Annotated in this window: 25 protein-coding genes; 10 read left to right on the top strand and 15 right to left on the bottom strand. The window is 43.9% G+C overall.

The genetic code is table 11. The features are described 5' to 3' along the window. Nucleotides 1-131 precede the first annotated feature (131 nt). The 3 genes from Q4592_RS19575 to Q4592_RS19565 all read left to right on the top strand — a co-directional run bounded on the left by Q4592_RS19575 (nt 132) and on the right by Q4592_RS19565 (nt 1,889). Nucleotides 132-1,013 carry a YwqG family protein gene (locus Q4592_RS19575; protein ID WP_303516339.1) on the top strand — a complete coding sequence of 294 codons (882 nt, stop codon included), beginning with the start codon at nt 132-134 and terminating at the stop codon, nt 1,011-1,013. A gap of 58 nt (nt 1,014-1,071) precedes the next feature. Then, nucleotides 1,072-1,449 (top strand): GFA family protein, encoded by a 378-nt coding sequence (locus Q4592_RS19570; protein WP_303516338.1) that lies wholly within the window; start codon nt 1,072-1,074, stop codon nt 1,447-1,449. 101 nt (nt 1,450-1,550) lie between these two features. Then, nucleotides 1,551-1,889, top strand: a complete 339-nt coding sequence (locus Q4592_RS19565; RefSeq protein WP_303516337.1) for a hypothetical protein — start codon at nt 1,551-1,553, stop codon at nt 1,887-1,889. A 180-nt stretch (nt 1,890-2,069) separates the two neighbouring features. Here the strand turns inward: Q4592_RS19565 and Q4592_RS19560 are convergent, their stop codons facing one another. Further along, the gene (locus tag Q4592_RS19560; protein ID WP_303516336.1) at nt 2,070-2,246 is read right to left on the bottom strand and encodes a hypothetical protein; all 177 of its coding nucleotides are present in this window, start codon (nt 2,244-2,246) and stop codon (nt 2,070-2,072) included. 343 nt (nt 2,247-2,589) lie between these two features. Between Q4592_RS19560 and Q4592_RS19555 the strand changes: the two genes are divergently transcribed. Next, nucleotides 2,590-3,135 (top strand): DUF1287 domain-containing protein, encoded by a 546-nt coding sequence (locus Q4592_RS19555; protein ID WP_303516344.1) that lies wholly within the window; start codon nt 2,590-2,592, stop codon nt 3,133-3,135. A gap of 17 nt (nt 3,136-3,152) precedes the next feature. On the opposite strand, the gene Q4592_RS19550 is transcribed toward Q4592_RS19555, so the two are convergent. After that, nucleotides 3,153-4,049 (bottom strand): LysR family transcriptional regulator, encoded by an 897-nt coding sequence (locus tag Q4592_RS19550; protein ID WP_303516335.1) that lies wholly within the window; start codon nt 4,047-4,049, stop codon nt 3,153-3,155. A 106-nt stretch (nt 4,050-4,155) separates the two neighbouring features. Between Q4592_RS19550 and Q4592_RS19545 the strand changes: the two genes are divergently transcribed. Beyond that, nucleotides 4,156-4,725 (top strand): NADPH-dependent FMN reductase, encoded by a 570-nt coding sequence (locus Q4592_RS19545; protein WP_303516332.1) that lies wholly within the window; start codon nt 4,156-4,158, stop codon nt 4,723-4,725. A 53-nt stretch (nt 4,726-4,778) separates the two neighbouring features. Here the strand turns inward: Q4592_RS19545 and Q4592_RS19540 are convergent, their stop codons facing one another. The 4 genes from Q4592_RS19540 to Q4592_RS19525 all read right to left on the bottom strand — a co-directional run bounded on the left by Q4592_RS19540 (nt 4,779) and on the right by Q4592_RS19525 (nt 8,364). After that, the gene (locus Q4592_RS19540; RefSeq protein ID WP_303516331.1) at nt 4,779-5,735 is read right to left on the bottom strand and encodes a peptidoglycan-binding protein; all 957 of its coding nucleotides are present in this window, start codon (nt 5,733-5,735) and stop codon (nt 4,779-4,781) included. A 12-nt stretch (nt 5,736-5,747) separates the two neighbouring features. After that, on the bottom strand, nt 5,748-6,248 hold the full coding sequence (locus tag Q4592_RS19535; protein ID WP_303516329.1) for a hypothetical protein: 501 nt from the start codon (nt 6,246-6,248) through the stop codon (nt 5,748-5,750). 97 nt (nt 6,249-6,345) lie between these two features. Continuing rightward, nucleotides 6,346-7,131, bottom strand: a complete 786-nt coding sequence (locus tag Q4592_RS19530) for an ABC transporter permease (protein ID WP_303516327.1) — start codon at nt 7,129-7,131, stop codon at nt 6,346-6,348. A gap of 108 nt (nt 7,132-7,239) precedes the next feature. Further along, a complete protein-coding gene (locus tag Q4592_RS19525; RefSeq protein WP_303516326.1) occupies nt 7,240-8,364 on the bottom strand; it encodes a GGDEF domain-containing protein in 1,125 nt (374 codons plus the stop codon). A 289-nt stretch (nt 8,365-8,653) separates the two neighbouring features. On the opposite strand from Q4592_RS19525, the gene Q4592_RS19520 reads away from it, so the two are divergent. Continuing rightward, complete coding sequence (locus Q4592_RS19520) at nt 8,654-9,301, top strand: YceH family protein (protein WP_303516324.1); 648 nt, start codon at nt 8,654-8,656, stop codon at nt 9,299-9,301. A 57-nt stretch (nt 9,302-9,358) separates the two neighbouring features. Here Q4592_RS19520 and Q4592_RS19515 read toward each other — a convergent pair whose 3' ends face one another. Continuing rightward, nucleotides 9,359-10,501, bottom strand: a complete 1,143-nt coding sequence (locus Q4592_RS19515; protein WP_303516322.1) for an HlyD family secretion protein — start codon at nt 10,499-10,501, stop codon at nt 9,359-9,361. After that, nucleotides 10,501-10,887, bottom strand: coding sequence for a DUF3302 domain-containing protein (locus tag Q4592_RS19510; protein ID WP_303516320.1), 387 nt, complete (start codon nt 10,885-10,887; stop codon nt 10,501-10,503). The genes Q4592_RS19515 and Q4592_RS19510 overlap by 1 nt, the downstream gene beginning before the upstream one ends. 183 nt (nt 10,888-11,070) lie before the next feature. Between Q4592_RS19510 and Q4592_RS19505 the strand changes: the two genes are divergently transcribed. Next, on the top strand, nt 11,071-11,997 hold the full coding sequence (locus tag Q4592_RS19505; RefSeq protein WP_303516318.1) for an exo-alpha-sialidase: 927 nt from the start codon (nt 11,071-11,073) through the stop codon (nt 11,995-11,997). A gap of 59 nt (nt 11,998-12,056) precedes the next feature. Here Q4592_RS19505 and Q4592_RS19500 read toward each other — a convergent pair whose 3' ends face one another. The 4 genes from Q4592_RS19500 to Q4592_RS19485 form a co-directional block, all read right to left on the bottom strand. Next, on the bottom strand, nt 12,057-13,058 hold the full coding sequence (locus Q4592_RS19500; protein ID WP_303516316.1) for a DUF2860 domain-containing protein: 1,002 nt from the start codon (nt 13,056-13,058) through the stop codon (nt 12,057-12,059). Nucleotides 13,059-13,336: 278 nt separating this feature from the next. Continuing rightward, nucleotides 13,337-13,795: an aspartate carbamoyltransferase regulatory subunit gene (gene pyrI, locus Q4592_RS19495; RefSeq protein WP_303516314.1), complete on the bottom strand. Its 459-nt coding sequence runs from the start codon at nt 13,793-13,795 to the stop codon at nt 13,337-13,339. Further along, nucleotides 13,795-14,727 (bottom strand): aspartate carbamoyltransferase, encoded by a 933-nt coding sequence (gene pyrB / locus Q4592_RS19490; protein WP_303516311.1) that lies wholly within the window; start codon nt 14,725-14,727, stop codon nt 13,795-13,797. Before pyrB ends, pyrI begins: the two co-directional genes overlap by 1 nt. Nucleotides 14,728-14,839: 112 nt before the next feature. Further along, entirely contained in the window at nt 14,840-15,199 is a 360-nt protein-coding gene (locus tag Q4592_RS19485; RefSeq protein ID WP_137674849.1) for a TraR/DksA family transcriptional regulator, read from the bottom strand. Nucleotides 15,200-15,517: 318 nt separating this feature from the next. Here Q4592_RS19485 and Q4592_RS19480 point away from each other — a divergent pair, with 318 nt between their 5' ends. Then, complete coding sequence (locus Q4592_RS19480) at nt 15,518-16,600, top strand: extracellular solute-binding protein (protein ID WP_137674857.1); 1,083 nt, start codon at nt 15,518-15,520, stop codon at nt 16,598-16,600. Between the two features lie 65 nt (nt 16,601-16,665). Here Q4592_RS19480 and pckA read toward each other — a convergent pair whose 3' ends face one another. The 3 genes from pckA to hslR form a co-directional block, all read right to left on the bottom strand. Next, nucleotides 16,666-18,291, bottom strand: a complete 1,626-nt coding sequence (gene pckA, locus Q4592_RS19475) for a phosphoenolpyruvate carboxykinase (ATP) (protein ID WP_137674848.1) — start codon at nt 18,289-18,291, stop codon at nt 16,666-16,668. A gap of 179 nt (nt 18,292-18,470) precedes the next feature. Further along, complete coding sequence (gene hslO / locus Q4592_RS19470; RefSeq protein ID WP_303516308.1) at nt 18,471-19,352, bottom strand: Hsp33 family molecular chaperone HslO; 882 nt, start codon at nt 19,350-19,352, stop codon at nt 18,471-18,473. 12 nt (nt 19,353-19,364) lie between these two features. Then, nucleotides 19,365-19,760, bottom strand: a complete 396-nt coding sequence (gene hslR, locus Q4592_RS19465; RefSeq protein ID WP_137674846.1) for a ribosome-associated heat shock protein Hsp15 — start codon at nt 19,758-19,760, stop codon at nt 19,365-19,367. 318 nt (nt 19,761-20,078) lie between these two features. Between hslR and gspC the strand changes: the two genes are divergently transcribed. Both gspC and gspD read left to right on the top strand, forming a co-directional pair. After that, nucleotides 20,079-20,903 (top strand): type II secretion system protein GspC, encoded by an 825-nt coding sequence (gene gspC / locus Q4592_RS19460; RefSeq protein ID WP_303516306.1) that lies wholly within the window; start codon nt 20,079-20,081, stop codon nt 20,901-20,903. 19 nt (nt 20,904-20,922) lie between these two features. Then, complete coding sequence (gspD, locus tag Q4592_RS19455) at nt 20,923-23,022, top strand: type II secretion system secretin GspD (protein ID WP_303516305.1); 2,100 nt, start codon at nt 20,923-20,925, stop codon at nt 23,020-23,022. Nucleotides 23,023-23,084 lie beyond the last annotated feature (62 nt).

Raw genomic sequence — 23,084 nt, 5'->3', positions numbered from 1 at the left:
ATCTCCTGTTCTGTTATGACTTTGCATCTAACAGTGTGGCTCTAGTTTGACTAACCCACGATAAACGCAGGAGGTCGACTCTTTCACCGGGGATCATTATGTCTATACCCAAATAGTTACTTCGAGAATCTATGACTACTTTCCTTACTATATGTATAGCGCTCGTTGTTGCTTTTATTGTGTATAGAATATTTTTTGGCGATCAAACTCCCCAAATAGATCCAGAAGAATTTGAGAAAGAGCTGAGAATGGTAGACGAGGTGGTTCAGAGAAATGTTCTGGAAAGTATACGGATACTTCCAGGCACAACCTCGCCAGCTGGATCACAATCCAGTAAGTTCGGTGGCTATCCTATTTGGCCGAACAAACTGGAATATCCAGTAGACAAAAAAAACAAGCCTCTACGTTTGTTGGCTCAATTCAATTTATCTGAACTACCAGAAAATGGATTTCTTCCCAAGGTGGGAATCCTTCAGTTTTTTATATCTGACCAAGGGAGCCTTGGTCTTGAGTATGAAAGTAAAGGTCGCTCCATAAACGATATCATCGAAGCACCGACCGAATATCGTGTTTTTTATCATAAAACCGTAGATGAATCTTTTAGGGACCTAGAGGGAGAATATCCATTAGGAAAGAAAGTGATATTTCCTTTTAAAGGGGAGTATTCCTTGAGCTTTCTCGCAGAAGATAGCGAGCCAAGTCCAACAGACTATAGGTTTGAAAAGATTATTGGAGATACTGACGATCTCCATGACGATACCATGGATGCTCTATTTGAAAAATACGATTCAAGTGGCTGTAAACTTGGCGGGTATGCAAATTTTACTCAAGACGATCCAAGATTGGCAATGGAAAACGAACAATGGTTACTACTGTTTCAGATGGACACTGTCACCGCCAATGGTGTGGACATCATGTGGGGAGATGCCGGTGTGGCAAATTTCTTCATTCGTCCGAAAGACTTGGAGAAAGAACATTTTTCGGAGACCTGGTTTAATTGGGATTGTTGTTGATTCGCCAAAAAAGGTATAACAAGGCGTTATAACTTTCGCATTTATAGGCGTTTACGAAATGGATATTCGGAAGGTTCACAAAGCTTCTTGTCATTGTGGTGCGGTAAAATTTGAGTTATCTCTACCTAATGGGTTAGTTGAGCCTCGTCGGTGTGACTGTTCTTTGTGTAGAAAGCGCGGTGCGATTGTAGCTTCAGTTCCTCTTGATGGAATAAACATTACCAAGGGCGCTGAACTATTGAGTCTCTATCAATTTAATACTAAAACTGCAAAACACTATTTTTGTTCGGTATGTGGGATTTACACTCATCACCAAAGACGTTCAAACCCAGAACAATTTGGCTTTAATGTTGCGTGTCTTGAAGGTGTTAATCCATTGGAGTTGGAAAATGTTCCAACATATGATGGTGTTAATCATCCCGCAGATCGCCAATAAAAGTTTTAACAAGGCGCTTAAACGGAATTTGTAGTTGATCTGATTACGTAGACACTTCATTCAAACAAGATCAGGCGTTCAACTTCACCATAAGGTAGCCAATGAGACTTACTATCATCATATTCAGTATCGTGTTTATTTCGCTACAAACCGCTACGTCTATTCTATGGGTGCAAACTAAGGCTATTGAACAGTTTCGCAGTGCTTTTTTAGCTTTTTACAGCAGTGGTATTCCTATGTGGAGTGATTTAGCATTTTCGTTGGGTGATTGGTGGTTTTTGCCGTCTTTTATTGCTTTGGCTTTTTTAGTTTTTGGCTCTATTTTTAATAAAACGTACTCCGTTACCATTCTCGCGTTGGTTATTTCAGGCCTTTCTTTTTTTGGAATGCTTTATGCGATGTACCCTGTTGATTTAATGCTAACTGATGTGATGTTCTAAGGGCTTTGTTGGTTTATTTGTCCGTGGTGGTTTACACAAGCTGAGTGTGTCACTGGTCTACTAGATTCCGCAGTAATTTTTTTGCTGAAATAAGGTAACCGTAGTCAGGTAAATAGCTAAGCGTTGAGTACGCGCCATATTGAGCGGTTCTACTCGGTTCTGTTGCTGGCTTAATAAATGTTACCTAGATAGTAATTCTATTAGCTCGTTTTCGGTTGCGGGAATACTTTGCAGCTCAATACCTGCTGGTGAGCCACCTTTAAGCATGTAGGCGTTAGTGCTGCAGTGGTCGTAATGAAACCATTGGCCGTCTATGCATACGTTGGTGTAGCAACGTGGATCTTGTATTAATTCCATCTTCATTCCCTTACTGAAATTGTTAACACAGCTTTAACATAAACCATGTTGCTAGAAATTAAATATGATCTACATCAATTCAGCTTGCGAGCTACCTCTAAGGTGTAGTGAATTATTGTTTAAAGAGTGAGCTGGATCTGCTCGTGCACTAAATAGTAACAACGCGCTTGGCCATTTTAGGCCAACCAGCCAATGAATAGTGTTTACCCGCGGTTTCGCTGAGAAGGGGTTAATGATCATCTTCTGCTTATTGTTTATTATGTTTATTAATTTTGGCGAGTTTAAAGAGTAAATAATGAAAAAAGCTTGGTGGGTTTTGGCTGTGGTAGTGTCGCTACAGGCTATGGGGCAGCCTTTTCCGCAAGATTTAGTTGAGGCCGCTTTAGCACGTACCGAACATACCGTTATTTACGATGGCACCTATGTAGCGCTGGATTACCCAAACGGCGACGTACCTAAACATCTGGGCGTATGCACTGATGTAGTGATTCGCTCTTATCGAGCAATAGGGGCAGATTTACAAGTATTGGTACATGAAGATATGCGCAACCACTTTAGCCTTTACCCCTCGCAGCGAATTTGGGGCTTGAGTGGCACCGATAGGAATATTGATCATCGTCGTGTACCTAATCTACAGGTGTTTTTTGCTCGCCATGGCGAGTCGTTCGCGCGTAGCCAGCAAGCCAGCGATTACCAAGCCGGTGATATAGTCACCTGGATGCTACCGGGCAATTTGCCACATATTGGTATTGTGAGTGACCAGTTATCAGCCGCTGGAGTGCCTAAAATAGTGCACAACATTGGTTTGGGGCCTCAACTAGAAGACATGCTATTTAGCTACCAAATTACTGGCCATTATCGGTATCAACCCAGTGAAAGTAACCAGTAGTATTCGCCACATTCTGGCTAATTGGCGTTTGTTAAGGTACTAAAACGTTGCTTTAAAAACTGAGTAAAGGCCTGTACTTTACTGGTGCGGTGGGTGTCTACGTGAGTACTGAGCCATTGAGGTATCGCCCACTGTGCAGGGGGAGAAATAAGTGGTTCTAGTTCTGGATGCAATTGCGCTAAGCGACAAGACAAAGGCGCTGCGCCAAAGCCTGCCTTTATAGCAGGAACAAAGGCATTAAAGTCATTCACCTTCAAAGCAATTTGCTGCGGTTCGACTTGGCTATTCAGCCAATGAATAAAGCTAATTTGCAAATAAGGCTCGATGGTTGAGATAAACTTATGACCTACCACCTGCTCTAGTGACGCAATTTTCCCGTACCGTTTTACATAGTCTTTAGAGCCATACAAAGTGACGGGTATTTCCCCCAGGCTTTGCACCACATAATCAAGGTCTTTAGGTTTTTTACCTGGACGAATGCTTACATGGGCTTCGCCATGTTCCAGTTTTAAAATGCGACTGTCGGCCGCATATTCCAGTTTTATTTGCGGGTACAGTGCTTGAAACTCGGCCAATATTGGCAACAAAATATCTGCCATATTGTTCACGGTGGTGAGCACCAAAGTCCCCGATAGTTGGTTGTCGGTGCCTGCTAACTTACCTAACAAGCGGCTAAAGTCGTTTTGCGTACTTTCCGCGGCTTGGGTTAGCATTATGCCGGATTCAGTTGGCTGATAACCGCGAGCATGGCGATGAAACAAGCGGGTGCCTAGCCGCTCTTCTAAGGCATTAATTCTACGCAGTACCGTACTGTGGTGAACATCCAAGGCTTCTGCCGCGGCTGTAAGTGTGCCTAGCTTAGCCACTTGGTAAGCAATATGGATGTCGTTCCAATCATTCTTATGTGCATTCATGCACAGAAGTGTTGCACGTATGTTGTTTTTCTTCAAATTTGCTTATGCAACAATGTTCTCAAATCGACAATAACTTCATCTAGAAGGCAATGCTGAGGAGCATAAAATGACTAAATTAATCGCACTTGCAGGTAGCTTACGCGCTCAATCATTTAACAAGAACTTAGTAAAAATTGCCGCTCAAGGTGCCGAAGAAGCTGGCGCAGAAGTACGCTACGTTGATTTAGCCGATTTTGCTATTCCACTTTACTCAGAAGATTTAGAAGCCGAAGGCACACCGGCATCGGTAAATGATTTAAAGCACTTATTCGCCCAAGCCGATGGTATTTTGTTGGCTAGCCCAGAGTACAACGGTTCTATTTCTGGGGTGCTAAAAAATGCCTTAGATTGGTTGTCGCGTCCGTCTAAAGACGCTGATATTGGGTCTGCCTTTCAAGGTAAGGTCGCTGGTATTATGGCTACCTCGCCAGGCGGTTTAGGCGGCATACGTGGCTTAGCCCATACGCGCGATATTTTGTTCAACTTAGGTGTGTTGGTTAGCCCTAAACAAGTGGCGGTAGGCTCGTCTTACCAAGCCTTTAACGCCGAAGGCCAGTTAGCTGATGCAGATATGGAGCAACGGGTAAAAGCGTTAGGGGTAGAAGTTGCGGCTATAGCGAAGCAATTGGTTAACTGAGCCAGATAAGGCGGATTTAGCTCTTGGTTAAATCCGCTAGGTCGCTTATAAACTTAAGGTAAAGTAGGCAATTGCAGGTTTGTTTGAGGGAGTTCAACATGCCAGCAGCTGCGTTCAACAATTACTTTTTCAATTGGCTTTTGAACCGCGGTATAGCTTGTAGTATTACCTTTTGAAAACTTTCGTTTATTAAACTTTGCACTATAAGCGAGCAGAATTGATTCAAACTCTGCCTGTTTAGAGCTTGCTATGCTTGAGTACGGAATATCAAAAATATTATTGCTCTGATAAATCGCTTTTGTTACACAATGCCTTGATGTTCTGCTGCCGGTAGCAAGTTTTTCTTTAATTTTCGCTACCATCAACGCTTTAATTTGCTCCGATGTTTTTCCAGCTTTGTTATCTGTATAGACTTTATCTACAAGTTGCCCGGTTGGACCATATGAATAACCCCGGTGTGTTTTAACTGATATTCCATTCTTGCTCGCAGTTAAATTATCATTGAGCATAATTCTAGCTTGGTCTTCAGGGGTCCGAAGCGTGCTTGAAATGTCGATACTATCTACGTTTGAAAGTTGCATTATTTGTTTCAAAACAGACATAGTGTAAGCACTTAGCACTTTTTTTGCGTTAGAGCGGTACAGAATAGATTTTGGCTTACTGGAGTTCGTGGTTGATGCTTTTTGTGTACGTGTAGTTGGTTTAGCTGCTTTTAAATAAGGCATTGGTGTGTATTTAAATGAATGCCTAGTAGCACTTTTTTGTGCGTATGAGTTGATGATGCTGGAAGATCGGCCATTAGGATCAATTCTTCCATCTGGGTTGATCATCTTAACAATGGTACGTTGAAACTCCTCTATCATTAATTGAGTATTTTTCCCCATTTTCCCATCTTCAGCTAATATTTTAAAAGGACCTTTAATAGGGACTGTATTTAGACCTTTTTGTACTGCTAATACATCGCCATATAAGTTTTTACCCTGTCGACCGACACTTTGTTTTAACTGCATTATTTTACTCCTTTAAAATTCTTCAGGGCCAAACCATCGATAAGTTGTTGAACTATTGAAAATATTTGCAGGCCCAACTTCTTCACCAGCTAAGGTCTCCCATTGCAATTCCAATATTGCGCCGTGTTCTTGGTCGATTCTGAGAAAGTTAGAGTTAGCATTAGATTTGATGGTATTTTCTATTTGCTCCCTGCTTACTCGGTTGTCACGAAAAAGGCTATCTAGCCATTGAGCATTTTTGATGCGACTTTCCAAATCTTTGCTCGAATCTAAGCTGAAATAATAGAGGTCAATGCCTATTTGGCATTCTTCCCATTGTGCAATCAGTAATGAGCCATCTTTGAAGTGATAGAGCTTCCTTTTGTCTCCGTTTACTGAGGTATCAATAGGAGTAAAAGAAAGTTGCTCGGCTTTAGAGCTAGATAGCTCAGGAGGAGATTGAGATACGAAGCACTCTTCAGCATAAGAAAAGTACGATGTACTTAGTATTGTTATATATACAAGAAACTTCATTGTTGTCGAACCTCAGTACAAGTCTATGATTAAAAGCATAAAAACTAATCACGCAATAGTATAGAGATGTTTTTATCAATAAAAGCTTTGTAAGAAATTATTTTGTGAAATTACCGAGTTTAACCAAGCCCGTTTGGCCAATGGCGACACGAATACTCAAGCTAAGGGTGGTGGCGATAGAAATGCTGAGCATGACAAAAATGGCGATAAGGATCACCAGTTGGTACTTAACGGCCACCATTGGGTCACTACCTGCGAGGATTTGACCGGTCATCATACCGGGTAGGGTAACTAAACCAACGGTACTCATAGAGGCTAAAACCGGCGCAAACGCTTGTTGCATCGCCGATTGTACAAAACCTTGGGTGGCTTGTTGGCGGCTAGCACCAAGGGCTAGGTAACCTTGGTACTCAGAGGTTTTTTCGTTTAAGGCGCTAAATAGCCGTTGTAAGGCTACAATGTTGCCACTAAGGCTGTTGCCTAAAAGCATTCCGGCTAAAGGAATGAGGTATTGAGCGCTATAGGCTGGGGTGGGGTTGAGTAGGGCCAGTAGCAAAATTACCAGTAGTGGGCTTAAACCCAATGTTAAGCCACTTAATACCGGAAAAAATAAGGCTTTGCGTGGTAATTTGGCTTTGCCAATAATGGCGCTGGCCCCTACTAACAACATGACCGTTAACCATAGTAGGTTTACCCACAGGCTGTTTAGCTCAAAAAGAAATTGCAGATACACACCAAGCAGCGCAAGTTGCAACAGCATGCGCATTAGGCTGATGCCAATGTCTTTACCCAAGGCTAAATTAAAGCGCCAGTTAATAAACACTGGAATAAGCAATACTAGGCAAAATAGCCCTAGGGCCGACCAGCTAATGTCTATTGTCATGAGGAATTCCAGCGTTAAAACAAACCATCGAGCAAGCCCTTAGCCCTGCATGCTATTAGTGTAGCGCGGGGCTTTGGTTGAGTCTTATGCTGATTAAGGTCTAGCGGCTTAACAGGCTTGTTTGCTGGTGTTGTGTTTATACAGTCTTACGCAGTTTTTACCCTCGGCTTTGGCTTGGTATACCGCTTTGTCTGCGGCTTTCATCATGGCTTCGTGGTGTGGCATTTTGGGGCTGCGACTAGCCACGCCAACACTCACACTCACCTGATATTTTTGATGATTTAGTTGCATATTCTCGATGCGTTCGCGAATTGATCCACCTAAGCGATATGCACCTTGCTCGTCGGTATTAGGGCAAATAAGCAAAAACTCATCGCCCCCTAAACGAGCCACAACGTCGTCGTTACGCACCGATTCGCGCAAGGCTCTTGCCAGCAGCATTAATACTGCATCACCAGCATCATGACCGTTGCGGTCGTTAATCTGTTTAAAGTGGTCTGCATCAATCATCATGCAAGCTAAAGGGGTATCGTTAGCTACTGATTGTTTCCATAGCTCCATGAGTTGGATCATGGCATGGCGGCGATTAGGTAAGCCTGTAAGCACGTCGGTATGCGCTAAAGACTGTAAATGCTGGTTGGTTTTTTGCAGCGCAAGGGTACGCTCTTGCACTTTTTGCTCAAGGTTTTGATTTAGCTTTAATAGCTCGTGGTTACGCACACTCACTTGATGAAATAAGCCACGCAAGGCGGCAATGAGCGGCTCGGTCGCTAAATCATTGGGCTGTTCTGTTTGGCAGTAGGCGTGCTCTGGGCTATCGCCTTGCTCAATAAAGTGCAGTTGTTTAGCCAATACTTGGTCAATGCCGAGAATGTGGTAAGCCAGCCATTGAATCAAGTAGTCGAGTAGGTGTTTTACTTTGCTTTGTTGACTGTTGTGGTTGAATTGGCTGAGTTTAGCCACTTCATCTAGAAACTCCTGATGGGCTTTTACATGTGCGCGGCGATGGCGAGCATCTACCTTATGCTGAGCCATTAGCATCTCTTCTTCTTGAAAATGCTCTTTTACGTAGGTATCCAACTCTTGGCTAAGTTGTTGAATAGCACCTTTAGGGGCTTGGTTTTCGGTAAGTAAATCGCCAATTTGATTAATAAGATCAATCAAATGCCGGTGTTGATCGTCAACAACAGAGATACCTGTTTCAAAGTCTGCAGTCCAACGAAATGATTCCATACTATAGCGTCCAGCAAGTCCCTACTTAAGCGTTTCACGTGGTGGCAGTGCGCGTTTAATCGCTCGTGTTGAGCGGACGCCTACCTTAGCGGGTAATCAGACCTGTTAAGCTAATCTACATCAAAAAAACATCAAATAAGAGGCTTTATTAAAAGAAATTTTAACGCTGAAAATTTTGTTTAATTTAGCGTACGAAAATGTGCGAGCAAGAGCTGCTTAAGCAAGCCATTTAACGTATTCTAAATGTCATAATTCTAGCGTAAGCCTAGTTGATAATGAGAGGTGTAGAGTGGAACAAAATTTAAGTGTAGAACAAACGCGAGTGATAGGTGCGTTGTTAGAGAAAGAAACCACCACGCCTGACCAATACCCTCTGTCGTTAAATGCACTCACCTTAGCGTGTAACCAAAAAAGCAATCGTGAACCGGTAATGGCCTTAAGTGAAGCCGAAGTTCAAGATATTTTGGTGGAGTTACAAGATTTACGAATTGTTACCGAAGCGCCCATGTCGGGGCGAGTAGTCCGTTACCAACACCGTTTCTGTAATACCCAATTCGGCGGCTTACAGCTAAGTGAAGGTGAACGCGCTATTGTGTGTTTAATGTTTTTACGTGGCCCACAAACCCCCGGTGAATTGCGTACTCGCAGCCAGCGCTTAGCTAATTTTGCTAGCGTGCAAGAGGTAGAGCAAAGCTTACAAGCACTTGCTGATCACGAAAGCGGTAAGTTGGTTCTTAAGTTAGAGCGAGAACCCGGTAAACGTGAGTCTCGTTATGCGCATTTATTCTCTGGTGAGCCTTCGTTTGCCGCCGCAGCGCCAAGTGCCGCTAGTGCGGCTGTTGCGCCTGTGCAACAAGCCGAACTTCAACAGCAAATTGATGAGCTACGCCAAGAGTTGGCTGCTCTCAAACAACGCGTTGTTGAGTTAGAACAATAAAGAAATCTAGTCCCAAAAAAGGCCAGCAATTTGCTGGCCTTTTTTGTTAGCGGGTCATTAATGGAAGGGGAAAATGTAGTTCACCCAACCTTGCATACGTAACAGTACTTTTCGAATCACCGATACATGATGGAAATGTTCGGTATAAATCGCCACTTGGCCGCTGATCCCTATTGGAAAGTCGAAGTCGTCAAAGCGCGGCTCAGGATCAATTATCACTAAACTACGGCTGTGTTTAAACAAGGCATCTGCACCACGTAAGCTGCCATTGGCTTGAAACTCACCTTCGGCAATGGTTGGCATAACTTGGCGAACGGTACCTTTAAACACAATACCTGGTTGAGCGGTGACAATAAATTCGGCCTCGTCTCCTGCTTTTAAACGCTTGATAGAGTTTTCCCAAAAAGCCCCTACAAAAATACTTTCTTCTTTAGGAATAAAGGTCATTACCGGGCGTAGCGGCATGGGTACTGCCACCATGCCTTTGCGCAAACCCACTTGGGTTACATAGCCGTCGGTAGGGGCGTGTACTACCGTTTGCTCTAGGTCGAATAAGGCTTTATCTAACTGGCTTTGCAAGCGAGCTACATTGGTATTTACCCCGTTTATTTGCGAGTCGTAGGCCAAACGTGCATTGGTTTCATTGGCTTCGGCTACTTGCAGTTGCGCCTCGGCCGCTAAATAAGCTTGTTGGCGGTTTTCTACTTCTAGCTCGGTAAAGGGACTGTTTTTACCGCCTTTTTTGCGGCCTTCGGCATAACGTTGGTAAGCTTTTTGAGTACGGTCTCGTTCGGCTTTAGCGGCATTGGTGGTGGCTTGAGCGCTGGCCAATTGTGCCAATAGTTGTGGTACTTGTTGTTGCGCTGCTGCAACTTCCGCTTCACGTTGTGCTACCACCGCTTCAAAAGGTTCTGGGTCTAACTTGAACAGTATATCGCCTTCTTTAATCAGCTGATTTGGCACTACCGGTACATCTATAACCTTACCTCTTACTAGAGGCATAATTGGCACCGAAGTATATATTTGTCTCGCTTGGGCGGTAAACGGATGGTTGTAATTCATTAATATGAGCAGCACCCCAATAATAACAATGCCGCCAAGCACTGCGGTAGGTACTGTCCATTTAGTGAGTGGAATATTGAATATTTTGAACACCGCAATGCAAATGCCGGTGTAAGTGAGAATGAGCAATAAATCCATTATTGATTCTCCTGTTGTTCTAGCTGCTGTACATGTTTGCTAATAATGGCAACTTGCCGTTTTAGCTTGGCCACTTCGGCAGCAAGTTCATCTTCGCGAGATTCTAGTTGCTGTTCTTTTTGCTCTATGGCTTGTTCTTGCTGTTCGAGTTGCTTAAAGCCCCAGCCACGATCCTCTCGATATAAGGTGGCCCATATCCATAAAAAGGGCCAAATAACATGTAAGGTAAACAAGCTTATCCAGCCAGCTACGTGAATGGCGTCTTGATGGGGGTGATTACGGTGTTTAGATATTTCATAGGGAATATCGTGAATGGCGATAATTCCGTAAAACAGCGTGAGGCCAACAAAAAACAGTAGCCCTAAAGCGAAAAAATCCAAAAACATAGTCCCTCCTTGGGATATTTTTGCGATTAACTAAAACTGTTATTCAGCTTAAACGATATTCGTCGATAAAGGTATTAAGTCACGGCGCTTTAACTTGGTGTGCTTGTTAAGTTACTTTGCCATTTAAATCATTAGCTTAAAATTGTCAGCTTAGAGGCTGGATTAATCACTCAGAGGGTGTTTATGAAGTTATGTTCGGTAGAGCGGGTTTGGGATGAAGGGGAACACAATGCCTTTACCGATCTCTGCGAGTTTAAACAGGCCCTGTGGTTATGCTTTCGCGAAGCCGAAGGGCACGTGAGTGATGAAGGCGATATTCGTATTCTTCGTCGAGGCTATGATGAAAACGATTTTAGCTCAGCAGCCTTGATTCACATTGATGGCATAGATCTACGTGACCCAAAGCTAGTGCAAAGCCCCGATGGCCGATTGTTATTAACCTGCGCGGGGGTTAACCGCAGCAGCGAAAGGTTTGATCTACAAAGCTTCACAGCCTGGTCTGATGATGGTAGTAGTTGGACTGAACTATGTGCCCAAGGTGATGCCAATATGTGGTTGTGGCGAAGCCGCTATTTAGCCGATGGTGCTTACTCGGTGGCGTATAACTACAGCTTAGATAAAGTGAGCCTATATAAAATGGATGCTGCCGGTGATTACCAAATGCATTTAGATCCGCTATTTAGCCTAGCCCAAAACGGCTTGGCTTACCCTAACGAGCACGACTTGAGTTTGTTAGACGACGGCGCTGCTTTGTGTTTACTACGTCGTGACAAAGACAGTGGCACCGGCCAGCTAGGTTATGCCAAACCGCCTTATTTGGATTGGCAGTGGCAGGATCTAGGTATTCCTATTGGTGGGCCAGCCATGCTTAAACTAGACGATGGGCGTTTGTTATGCGCGGTACGTTTATATCAACCGGTGCGTACCAGTTTGTGTTGGTTAGATGCCGACCAAGGAAAACTGAATGAGGTACAAGTGCTGCCATCAGATGGCGATACTAGTTACCCCGGCTTGGTGCAGCAAGGTAATGCAATATATTGCAGTTACTATTCTAGCCATGAGGATAAAACAGCCATTTATCTGGCCGAATTAGATTTAAGCCAAGATTAACGCTTACCGCAATGAACAAAAAAGGCAGCCCTAGGCTGCCTTTTTTAGTGCTAGTTTGCTTAAAAAGTATAACCGAAACCGAAGGCTGCAATACCACCTTTGCTGTCGTAAAAGGTGATGTTTGAGTCGGTATTGTTATAACCACCTAATACGTTGAACATGGTGTTCTTCCAACCAAAAGGTTCGTTGTAAACGTAAATACCAAACAAGGACACTTTGTCATCTTTTTGGGTTTGATTATCAAACACTGGGTTAGCACCAGAAAATTTAGTTTGGCCGTATTCAGCATTTAAGGTGAATACATTAGGGCCAGAGCGGTAAATACTGGTTAAGCGCAGAGTGTATTGGTCAAAGTCGTTAGCGTCACCGTCGGCTTTGGCGGTGGTGTAAGCCACCGCAGGTGCTAAGAACCACTTGCGAGACAGCGGAACAAAGGTTTCGGCAATGATACGGTGTAAATTGGCATTTCGCTTAAGGGCTTCTGCTTCTGCTGAACCCGCTCCAAATAAATCAACACCACTTTGCTCGTTGTCTACAGTACGTTTTGCGTACACGTATTCAAGCGTTAAGGGACCATCGGCTATGGCTTCATATCGAACTCTACCACCTTGGTAGTTCTCATCGGTTTTTTGGCGAGCTGCGCCAACCAAATAAGGGTCTGCCCAAGTGTCGTTAAGTAAGGGAAGTTCTGGGAAGTAGGCGGCAGTAATTTTGCTGCGGTCGCTAATTGCGCGGGTATACCCTAATTCGTATTGGAATTGTGCTCGACCTAAATTCTCGCGGCTGTTACCTAAGAAGAATTGGTTCTTTAGATCTTCGGTGGTGTATTCCACTCGTAATAGCGGATAAACAATTGCCGAGCTAGAGTTCTTACCATTGTTCGTTAAATCATCGGTTATTTGATTGTCGTCGTCAGTTGAGAATTGGTTCTGACCACTAACATAACCCACGTTGAGGTTAATGGTGGCAGACCAACCCGGTTCTTCAGCTAAAGGGCGAGCATCGGCAGTGAAACTAAACAACATACTACAACAGAGCAGCGAGCTTACTCGTTTAAACATTAGTCACATCCTTGTATCGGGGCATTAGAGTTAAATCATTAATGTGGATTAACTCTGTTTACGCGTCAAACCGTTAAATAGATCAGTAATTTGTTACTCTACAATAACTTAAGCTAACAGCTTTGTAACAGCAATATTTGTTGAGCTTGTCATTAGTGTATTAAATATAGATGAACTGCCGTAGCACGTTGGCTTTTTTATTACGGGGTGAGTCACTAAGTGCAACAAACAAAAACAGAGCGGCTGGCGCTCTGTTTTTTATCGCTAATTAGAAGTGGTTAGTCGAGTTCTGAAAACAAGCCACGGTCGAAGGCTTTTTCACAGTAATGGCATTTTAACTTAATATCTTGCTGCTGATGGCGGACATAAAAGTTGCTGTCGATAGGCTCGTTATGGCTAATGCAATTGCTATTAGGGCAGGCAAACACACCTTTTACTTGCTCAGGTGTAGAAACATGAAATTTACGTACTACTTCAAAATCTTCAATTAAGTTAATGGTCGCGTTGGGCGCAAACAAGGCTAGCTGATTGGCTTGGTTCTCATCAAATACGGTGTTCTCTACCTTAATTAAGTCTTTTTGCTGCTGCTCGCCGCTTGGCAGGTTAAGCCCTACGGTAATTCGTTCTTGAGCGGCCGATAGTTGGAAAAACTTAAGAATTTTGATGCCTTGACCGGCTGGTACGTGATCAATAACGGTGCCGTGAGCAATGGCTTCTACTTGCAACTTCTTCTTCATTATTGAGCTCCAAATTCGTTAGTCATCACCAAGGCGAGTAGCGCTTGTCGAGCATAAACACCGTTTTCTGCTTGTTCAAAGTAGTAAGCGTAAGGAGTGGTGTCTACATCGGTGGTAATTTCATCCACGCGTGGCAAAGGATGCAAGATTTTTAAGTTGTCTTTCACTTGTTTCAGCATGTCTGCGCGCAAGATGAAGCTTGATTTCATATGCTGGTATTCGGTTTCGTCAAAGCGCTCTTTTTGTACTCGGGTCATATACAAAATATCGAGTTCGTCTACCACTTCTTCAATGCTGTCGTGCAAGCTGTATTTGATTTCACGGGCATTTAATTCTTCAATAATGTAGTCAGGCATCGCCAGCGCTTTGGGCGCAATAAAGTAAAACTCGCAACCAAATAGCGATAAAGCTTGAGTGAGGGAGTGTACAGTGCGGCCATATTTTAAATCGCCAACAAAAGCGACTTTTAAGCCTTCTAATGACCCTTGGGTTTCGTAAATGGTGAATAGATCGAGCAAGGTTTGCGTAGGGTGCTGGTTAGAACCGTCGCCGCCATTAATTACCGGAACACTGGAGAATTCACTGGCTAAGCGTGCTGCGCCTTCTTGGGGATGGCGCATGAAAAAAGCATCACTATAAGAAGAAATTACTTTTACTGAATCAACCAGGGTTTCGCCTTTTTTACCCAGCGAGGTATTTCCACCATCGGCAAAGCCGATTACGCTGCCGCCTAAACGTTGTACTGCGGTTTCAAAAGATAAACGTGTACGAGTCGAAGCCTCAAAAAAACAGCTAGCCACCACTTTGTTTTTTAGTAGCTCGGGACGGGGTTGTTGTTTAATGCTTTGGGCGGTGTCGACGATTAACTCAAGTTCCTGACGGGAAAAATCAGGGATAGAGATAATGTGCTTTTGATAAAGCGGGTTGTTCATGCTCGCAGATCCTAATCCGATGTGAAATCGGAACGGAATTATATCAGCGAGCAGAGCCAGTGAATATGATCTTAATAAGGAATACTAAGATTATTTGCAAATAGCGCCCAGATTAGGCGTATTGGCTGCTTTTACGCTCGCGATAATCTTGGCAATCAATGCAGTAACGCGATTCTGGTCGTGCATTTAATCGAGCTGAGCTAATGTCTTCACCACAACCTTCACAAAAGCCATAGTCTTTTTCTTCGATACGGCGTAGCGCATCTTTAATGCTTTTAACGTGGGCGATGTCGTGCTGACGACGATTTAGCTGCAGTTGCTGAGACTCTTCTTGGTTGGCACGATCGACATCGTCGCCAGAATCTTCTTTGTCTTTAAATAGCTGACTGTCTTGCTCTAGGCGCTGTTGAGTTTCGTTAAGTTGCTCGACGAGCTGCAGACGAATGGTCTCTATTTGTTGATCGCTAATCATTGTTTTGAATGTCTTCCTTCCTATTGTGTTAAACGCGGTCCTTACCTTGTTGCCACGTGATTAACTCAAAAAATTAGTTAATCGCCAATTTTACCGAGGTGTAAAGGCTTTTCAAAGAGCTTTTTTGGATAATTGTTAGCCAGCTAGCACTTGGGTTTCAATTAATTACCCGTTACTATCGCGCTCAGTTTCTTTACTGAGCAGAATCGAGAGTTTTGTCAGTGATAAAACGGCATCTGCACTAAACTAATAAATAGATAACCACTGTGATTTAAGTATCACGCCATAATGAGGATTGCATGAGTGAATAGAATAAACATGCTGCTAGTTAGCCTATTAGCTTTGGCCACCAGCGGAGTAATAGCTCAAGAAGAGAAAGTACTAAATGTTTACAATTGGACTGAGTACATTGCTGAAGACACTATCGCCGAGTTTGAAAAAGAAACCGGTATTAAGGTGGTTTACGATGTATTTGATTCCAACGAAGTATTAGAAGCCAAGTTGCTATCGGGCAGCACCGGTTTTGATATTGTTTCACCATCGCATGACTTTTACGGTCGCCAAATTACGGCAGGAGTTTATCAAAAACTAGACCGCAGCAAGTTAAGCAACTGGGATAATTTAGATCCTAAACTACTGGCCACGCTAGAAAGTTTTGACCCAGGTAATCAATACGGTATTCCTTATATGTGGGGAACTACGGGTATTGGTTACAACGTAAATAAAGTAAAAGAGATTTTAGGTGAAGATGCCGACCTTAATTCTTGGTCCTTAGTCTTTGACCCAGAGAACGCCGCTAAACTTAGCCAGTGTGGCATTGCTTTCTTGGATGCACCTAGCGAAGTTGTGGCCGCGATGCTTAATTACATGGACAAAGATCCAAACAGTGCTAAGCAGAGTGATTACAAAGGCGAGATTGAAACGCTGATGGAGCAACTTCGCCCCAGCATTCGCTACTTCCATAGTTCGCAATACATTAATGATTTAGCCAGCGGCGACATTTGTGTGGCGATTGGTTGGTCTGGTGATGTGTTAATGGCCGGTGATCGCGCTGCTGAGGCCGACAACGGCGTAGAGCTTGAGTACATTATTCCTAAAGAAGGCGCTGGCGTGTGGTTTGATATGTTTGCCATTCCAAAAGATGCTAAACACCCAGAGAACGCTCATGCCTTTATTAACTATGTATTGCGCCCAGAAGTAATTGCTAAGGTGACCGACTTTGTTTGGTACGCTAACCCAAATACTAAAGCTACCGCCTTAATTGACCCTGAGATTGCCGCTCACCAAGGGATTTACCCTAGTGAAGAAGCTTCTGAGCATTTATACGGTTTTGTGGCTGTGCCACCAAAAGTAGAACGTACTCGTACGCGTTTATGGACCAAGTTTAAATCTGGCCGTTAAGTTTTAGTGATGTGTAAGTATAAAAAAACCAGCCCTTAGGCTGGTTTTTTTATTGCGGGAAGTACTTAGTCTAGCTGAGGGCCAGCAGCAACCAGTGCTTTACCTTCGGCGTTATCAGTGTACTTATCGAAGTTATTGATAAAGCGTTGGGCTAGGTCGTCTGCTTTGCTTTGCCATTGCAGAGGATCTTGGTAAGTATCACGAGGATCCAAAATCTCTGTATCTGCGCCGGGTAGGCTAGTAGGTATTTCCAAATTAAATACTGGCAATTGTTTAGTTTCTTGTTGCTCGATAGAGCCGTCAAGAATGGCGTCAATAATTGCGCGAGTATCTTGAATGGAAATACGTTTTCCTGTGCCGTTCCAACCGGTATTCACTAGGTAAGCTTCTGCGCCGGCTGCTTCCATGCGTTTAACCAGTACTTCTGCATACTTAGTAGGGTGCAAGGTAAGGAAGGCCGCACCAAAACATGCTGAGAAAGTCGGTGTTGGCTCGGTAATGCCACGCTCAGTACCGGCAAGTTTGGCGGTAAAGCCAGACAAGAAGTGGTACTTAGTTTGCTCAGGCGTTAGCTTAGCAACGGGCGGTAATACGCCAAAGGCATCAGCGGTTAAGAAGATCACTTTTTTAGCATGACCCGCTTTGGAAACAGGCTTAACAATGTTCTCAATGTGATTGATAGGGTAAGACACCCGAGTATTCTCGGTTTTAGACCCATCATCGTAGTTCACACTACCATCATTGCGAACGGTGACGTTTTCTAACAATGCGTCACGTTTAATGGCATTGTAAATGTCAGGCTCAGCTTCTTTGCTTAGTTTAATGGTTTTAGCGTAACAACCCCCTTCAAAGTTAAATACGCCTTCGTCATCCCAGCCGTGCTCATCATCACCAATTAGCTCGCGCTTAGGATCGGTAGACAGGGTTGTTTTACCAGTACCAGATAAACCAAAGAAGATAGCGGTGTCACCGTCTTTGCCAACGTTGGCAGAACAGTGCATTGACGCCATGCCATTAAGAGGAAGGTAGTAGTTCATCATGGCGAACATACCTTTCTTCATTTCGCCGCCGTACCAGGTACCACCAATCACTTGCATTTTTTCGGTCATGTTGAAAACGGTAAAGTTTTCTGAGTTTAGACCCTGTTCTTTCCATTTCTTGTTGGTGGTTTTAGAACCGTTCATTACTACAAAGTCAGGCTCATAGTCTTCTAACTCTGCGGCAGTAGGACGAATGAACATGTTGGTAACAAAGTGAGCTTGCCAAGCAACTTCAACAATAAAACGTACTTTTAAGCGAGTATCAGGGTTAGCACCACAAAAGGTGTCTACCACAAATAAACGTTTGCCAGAGAGTTGATCAGTAACGGTTTTTTTAAGGTCGGCCCAAACCGAAGGATCAATGGGTTTATTGTCGTTCTTGGCTTGTTCAGAGGTCCACCACATGCTGTCGCGGGTGGAATCATCAAGCACAATGTATTTATCTTTTGGGGAACGCCCGGTAAAAATCCCGGTATCAACGGCAACGGCACCTGATTCGGTGACAATTCCACGTTCGTAGCCGGTGAGTTCGGGGCGAGTTTCTTCCTTGAAGAGTTGTTGGTATGAGGGGTTGTACACCACGTCCGACACGTCTTTGATGCCGTATTGAGCCAGGTCGATAACCTGATCTTTTTCTGCAACGTCAAGCATAGCAGTCTCCTGTAGGTAGAGAGGTAAGATTTAATTTTATATTTTTATTGGTGTTGGTTTCGATTCTATCCCTTTAGTGGTACCAAAAAGAGAGGGTCGTCAAATTACCAGCACTTTTCTTATGGTTATTAGAGTTGTATCTAGGAAATGCGATTGACACCGCATTTCCTGAGGTCAGTTTAATGAATTTTGGCAGGGTTTGTCGATATATTGCGCGTGAAAATGTTTTCAACGTCGGCTTCGTTAAATTTATAGTCATGTCCACAGTAGTCACAATGCATCGAAATATGGCCGCGTTCATGGCAAATTTCGAGTAATTCTTTGTGGTCGATGTTACTTAATGCTGTTTCACAGCGCTCTTTTGAGCAGCTGCATTTAAATATCACATCTTGTGGTTCATACACACGTACCTGATGTTCGTGGTAGAGGCGATACAGCAATTGCTCGGCGTCTAATTCAAAACTTTCTTGGGCGGTGGTGGTTTCACTGAGGGTTTTAATTAACTCAAAGTGTTCTGCGTCTTCATCTTTGCTGGCTGGCAGCGCTTGCAGGAATAAGCCACTGGCATGTGGGCGGCCATCAAACATGCCGGTGAATAACCAAATGCGGGTGTTTAACTGCTCTGATTGCTGAAAGTAACTTTCGATACTGGCCGCAACACCTTGTGGGTCAATTTCTACAATGCCTTGGTAACGTTCGCCCTTCGCTGGGGTAATCGTAATGACAATATGGCCATTGCCCACTAAGTCGATAAAGCTGATTTGTGGGTCGATGTTATCGCTGTAACGCGCTACGCCACGCATCTCTTGTTGGTCGGTGCCGCTGACTGCAAGCACACTTAGCGGACCATCGCCTTGCAGTTGCACGGTAATGTCGCCTTCAAACTTAAGTGTGGCGGTCAGTAAGCAAGTTGCCGCGAGTAATTCACCTAATAGGTTTTGGATTGGCGCTGGGTAGTTTTGTTGTTCGACGATTTCTTGGTAGCTTTGCTGCAACTGCACGAGTTCGCCACGTAGATTGTAATCTTCGAATAAGTAACGATTGAGTATGTCTTGCTTCATGTTTAGGCCTGACTATTGTTGTTTAAACTGAATGATCTTCCGACGCTGTTTTTTATCAGGTCGACGTTCTGGGCTAGTATTCTGCGCCATGAGTTTTCGTTGCATTGCAAATTGTTCGCGTTTTTTAACGCTGTCTTCGGTTTCTAGGTAAAGCAATTGTGCTTGTGGCGCGGGGCCTCGTTTGTCACTGAGTTGCTGTACTAGCACTTCTATTTGTTGCTGGCCTTGCCATAAAGTTATGGTTGCGCCAACTTCGACGCTGCGGCTGGGTTTACAACGTTGCTGGTTATAGTGCACTTTGCCACCCATCACCATGTCGCGTGCAAGCCCTCGGGTTTTGTAAAATCGAGCCGCCCATAACCACTTGTCAATGCGCGGTTGTTGCTTGTTAGAGTTTTGTGAATTCATGCTAAGTCTTAGCTGGCTTATATATTATCTATTAAATTATATCAGTTTTATGCGGGCTAGCTATGTCTTGGATTAGTGCGTTATCCAGCAGAAAACTGATAAAAGTGCAATTAAATGCAAAATTTACACTTGCAGCACTTGTTCTACGCATAACTCCCTTTAGAATGAAGAACCCTCTAAATGAGGCGGTTTGCCATAGTTTTTTCATAAGGATGATCGAGAATCGGTTAACGATGACAGATGTATTATAACGAATAAATGGATATTAACTCTTTTTCAGCTCAGTTTGCTCGATACGTTCCTTCTCAAAAGAGCAGCGTGTTTATCACATTATTATTGATGTGTTTAGCCGCTTATCAGTTGGCTTCAATTACGTGGTTATTAGTGCCAACTAAATCGCAATCCTTTCGCTGGGTTCCGCAGCCAGTTGATACGGTTAGCACTCAGTCTAAAGTTGATCTGGACAGCTTAACTAAACAGCATTTGTTTGGTGAATACCAAGCAAAGAAAACGGTTAAAAAGGTGGTTACGCCGTCTTCGACTGATGCACCTAAAACCTCATTAAAACTTACCCTTTCTGGATTGGTGGCGAGTAGCGACCAATCAAAAGCCTTAGCGATTGTAGAGCACAAAGGCAAGCAGCAAACCTACGGCATCGAAGAGTCGATAAAAGGGACTCAGGCTGTCATAAAAGAGATCCAAACCGACCGTATTATATTGTTGCACCGTGGTGTCTATGAGAGTTTGTTACTTGATCCTGAAATCAAACGCTCGCAAGCCCGTGCAAATGCAAATAATGCCAAGCGCAACACCCGTAAACCTAGCGATGAGACAGCCAAGGTTGATGTGAAAGAAGTATTAAAAGACCCTTCTAAATTAACCGATTACATTCGTATTTCGCCGGTTCGTAAAGATGGTGCCTTAAGCGGTTACCGGGTTAATCCTGGTAAAAATGCTGCCTTATTTAAACAAGTGGGTTTAAAAGCTAATGATTTAGCGGTTGCCCTTAATGGATATGACCTGCGTGATAACGCGCAAGCAATGCAAGTGATGCAAGAAATGGCCGAGTTAACGGATATTACGGTAACCGTAGAACGTAACGGCCAGTTGCAGGATGTGTTGTTCAGCCTGCCAGATGAATAGTACCGGAGATTTATTTAACATGAAGTTGCAAGCATTACGCTTTGTTCGCCGCAGCCTTGTTGGCCTAATTGGATTAGGTCTTTGCGGAATGGTGAGTGCCACCGAGTATTCGGCAAATTTTAAAGGCGCAGATATTAGTGAGTTCATCACCACGGTTGGGCGTAATCTCAATAAAACCATTATTGTCGACCCGGCGGTGCGCGGTAAGGTTAACGTTCGCAGTTACGACTTACTTACCGAAGAGCAGTACTACCAATTTTTCTTAAGTGTTTTAGATGTTTACGGCTTCGCGGTGATTGACATGCCTAATGGTGTCACCAAAGTCGTTCGTGCTAAAGACGCTAAAGCTGGTGCGATTCCGGTTGTTGATCGAGACGATCAAGCGATTGGCGATGAAATGGTGACGCGTGTTGTTGCGGTTAAAAATGTGTCGGTACGAGAACTCGCTCCGTTATTACGTCAGCTAAACGATAACGCGGGTGGTGGTAACGTGGTGCATTACGACCCTTCCAACGTCATTATGCTTACCGGTCGTGCTGCAGTAGTGAATCGCTTGGTGGAAATTATTCGTCGCGTGGATAAAGCTGGTGACCAAGAAGTTGATATTATTCGCCTTAAATTCGCCTCAGCCGGTGAGCTTGTGCGAATTATTGAATCATTAACCGCGAGTACTGGCGGCAAAGGCGCAGCAGCAAGTTTGCTGATTCCTAAAGTTGTCGCCGATGAGCGTACAAACAGTATTGTTGTTTCAGGTGAGCCAAGTGCCCGTGCCCGTATCGTCCGTTTAGTCGCTAAGTTAGATAGCGAGTTAGAAACCTACGGCAATACACGGGTGTTTTATTTGAAATATGCCAAAGCCGCCGACCTTGTGGACGTACTAAAAGGTGTGAGTGAAACTGTGGCTGCTGAAGCTGCTGGTGGTGGTAAGAAAGCCAACAGTAGTAGCTCGCGCGGCAATTTCTCTATTGAAGCGCATGAAGACACCAATACCTTGGTGATTACCGCTCAACCTGACAACATGCGTACTTTGGAAGGGGTTATTAATCAGCTTGATATTCGCCGTGCCCAAGTCAATGTGGAAGCGATTATTGTTGAAGTGGCCGAAGGTGACGGTGTTAGCCTCGGTGTACAGTGGGCTACCCAAGCCGGTGGTACTCAATTTAACGACGCTGGTGTATCAATCAGTGAAATTGGTGCCGGTATCTACGATGCCCAGCCTACAGACGGCAGCACAGTATGTACTGGTGAAACGTGTACCGTAAACCCAGAAACTCCTGGTGATATCTCTGGTTTAGCCAGCGCATTGGCTAAAATCTCTGGCGCAGCCTTTGGTTTTTATGGCGCCGATTGGGGGGTATTAGTTCAAGCAGCGGCTAACGACTCGCGTTCTAACTTACTAGCAACGCCGTCTATTACCACCTTGGATAACAAAGAAGCCTTCTTTACTGTAGGTGAAGAGGTACCAGTACTAACCGGCTCAGCGTCAAGCAGCAGTAACGATAATCCTTTCACTACGGTTGACCGTAAAGAAGTGGGTATCAAACTAAAAGTAACCCCACAAATTAACGAAGGTAATGCGGTTCAACTTACCATTGAGCAGGAAGTCTCAAAGGTACAGGGGCAAACTTCAGTAGACGTTGTATTTGCTAAACGCCAATTACAAACCACAGTGTTAGTAGACAGCGGCGATACGATTGTTTTAGGTGGATTGTTAGACGACCAAATTGAAGAGAGTGAATCAAAGGTACCACTACTGGGTGATATTCCAGTATTGGGGCACTTGTTCCGTTCAACTAACTCAAAGAAAGTTAAACGTAACTTAATGATTTTCATTCGCCCAACTATCATTCGTGACTCAGTGACGATGCAAAATATTAGCTCGCGCAAGTACAGTCAAATTCGCGCTCAGCAGTTGTTGCGTGAAGAGCTAGGTGTAGCGTTAATGCCAGAAACCAAAGTACCGGTATTACCAGAGTTTAACTCGGTTGATGATGTATCTCCTGAAGTACAAGAATACATCGACTTTTTGAAAGAAAAGAATGAGCGCTTAAAGAAAGAAGAAGCCGATAAAGCCGCTAAAGAGGCTGAAGCAAACAAAGAGCAAGTGAGTGCCGAGTAATGGACTTAGATGCTGAGCTAAATGTATTAGAAGATGAGAAAGCGTTAGTGTCAGACACCCCG

Source organism: Agarivorans sp. 1_MG-2023 (assembly GCF_030548385.1).
GTDB lineage: Bacteria > Pseudomonadota > Gammaproteobacteria > Enterobacterales > Celerinatantimonadaceae > Agarivorans.
Note: the sequence above shows the minus strand (reverse complement) of the source record. Positions and strands in the feature narration are given on the sequence as shown.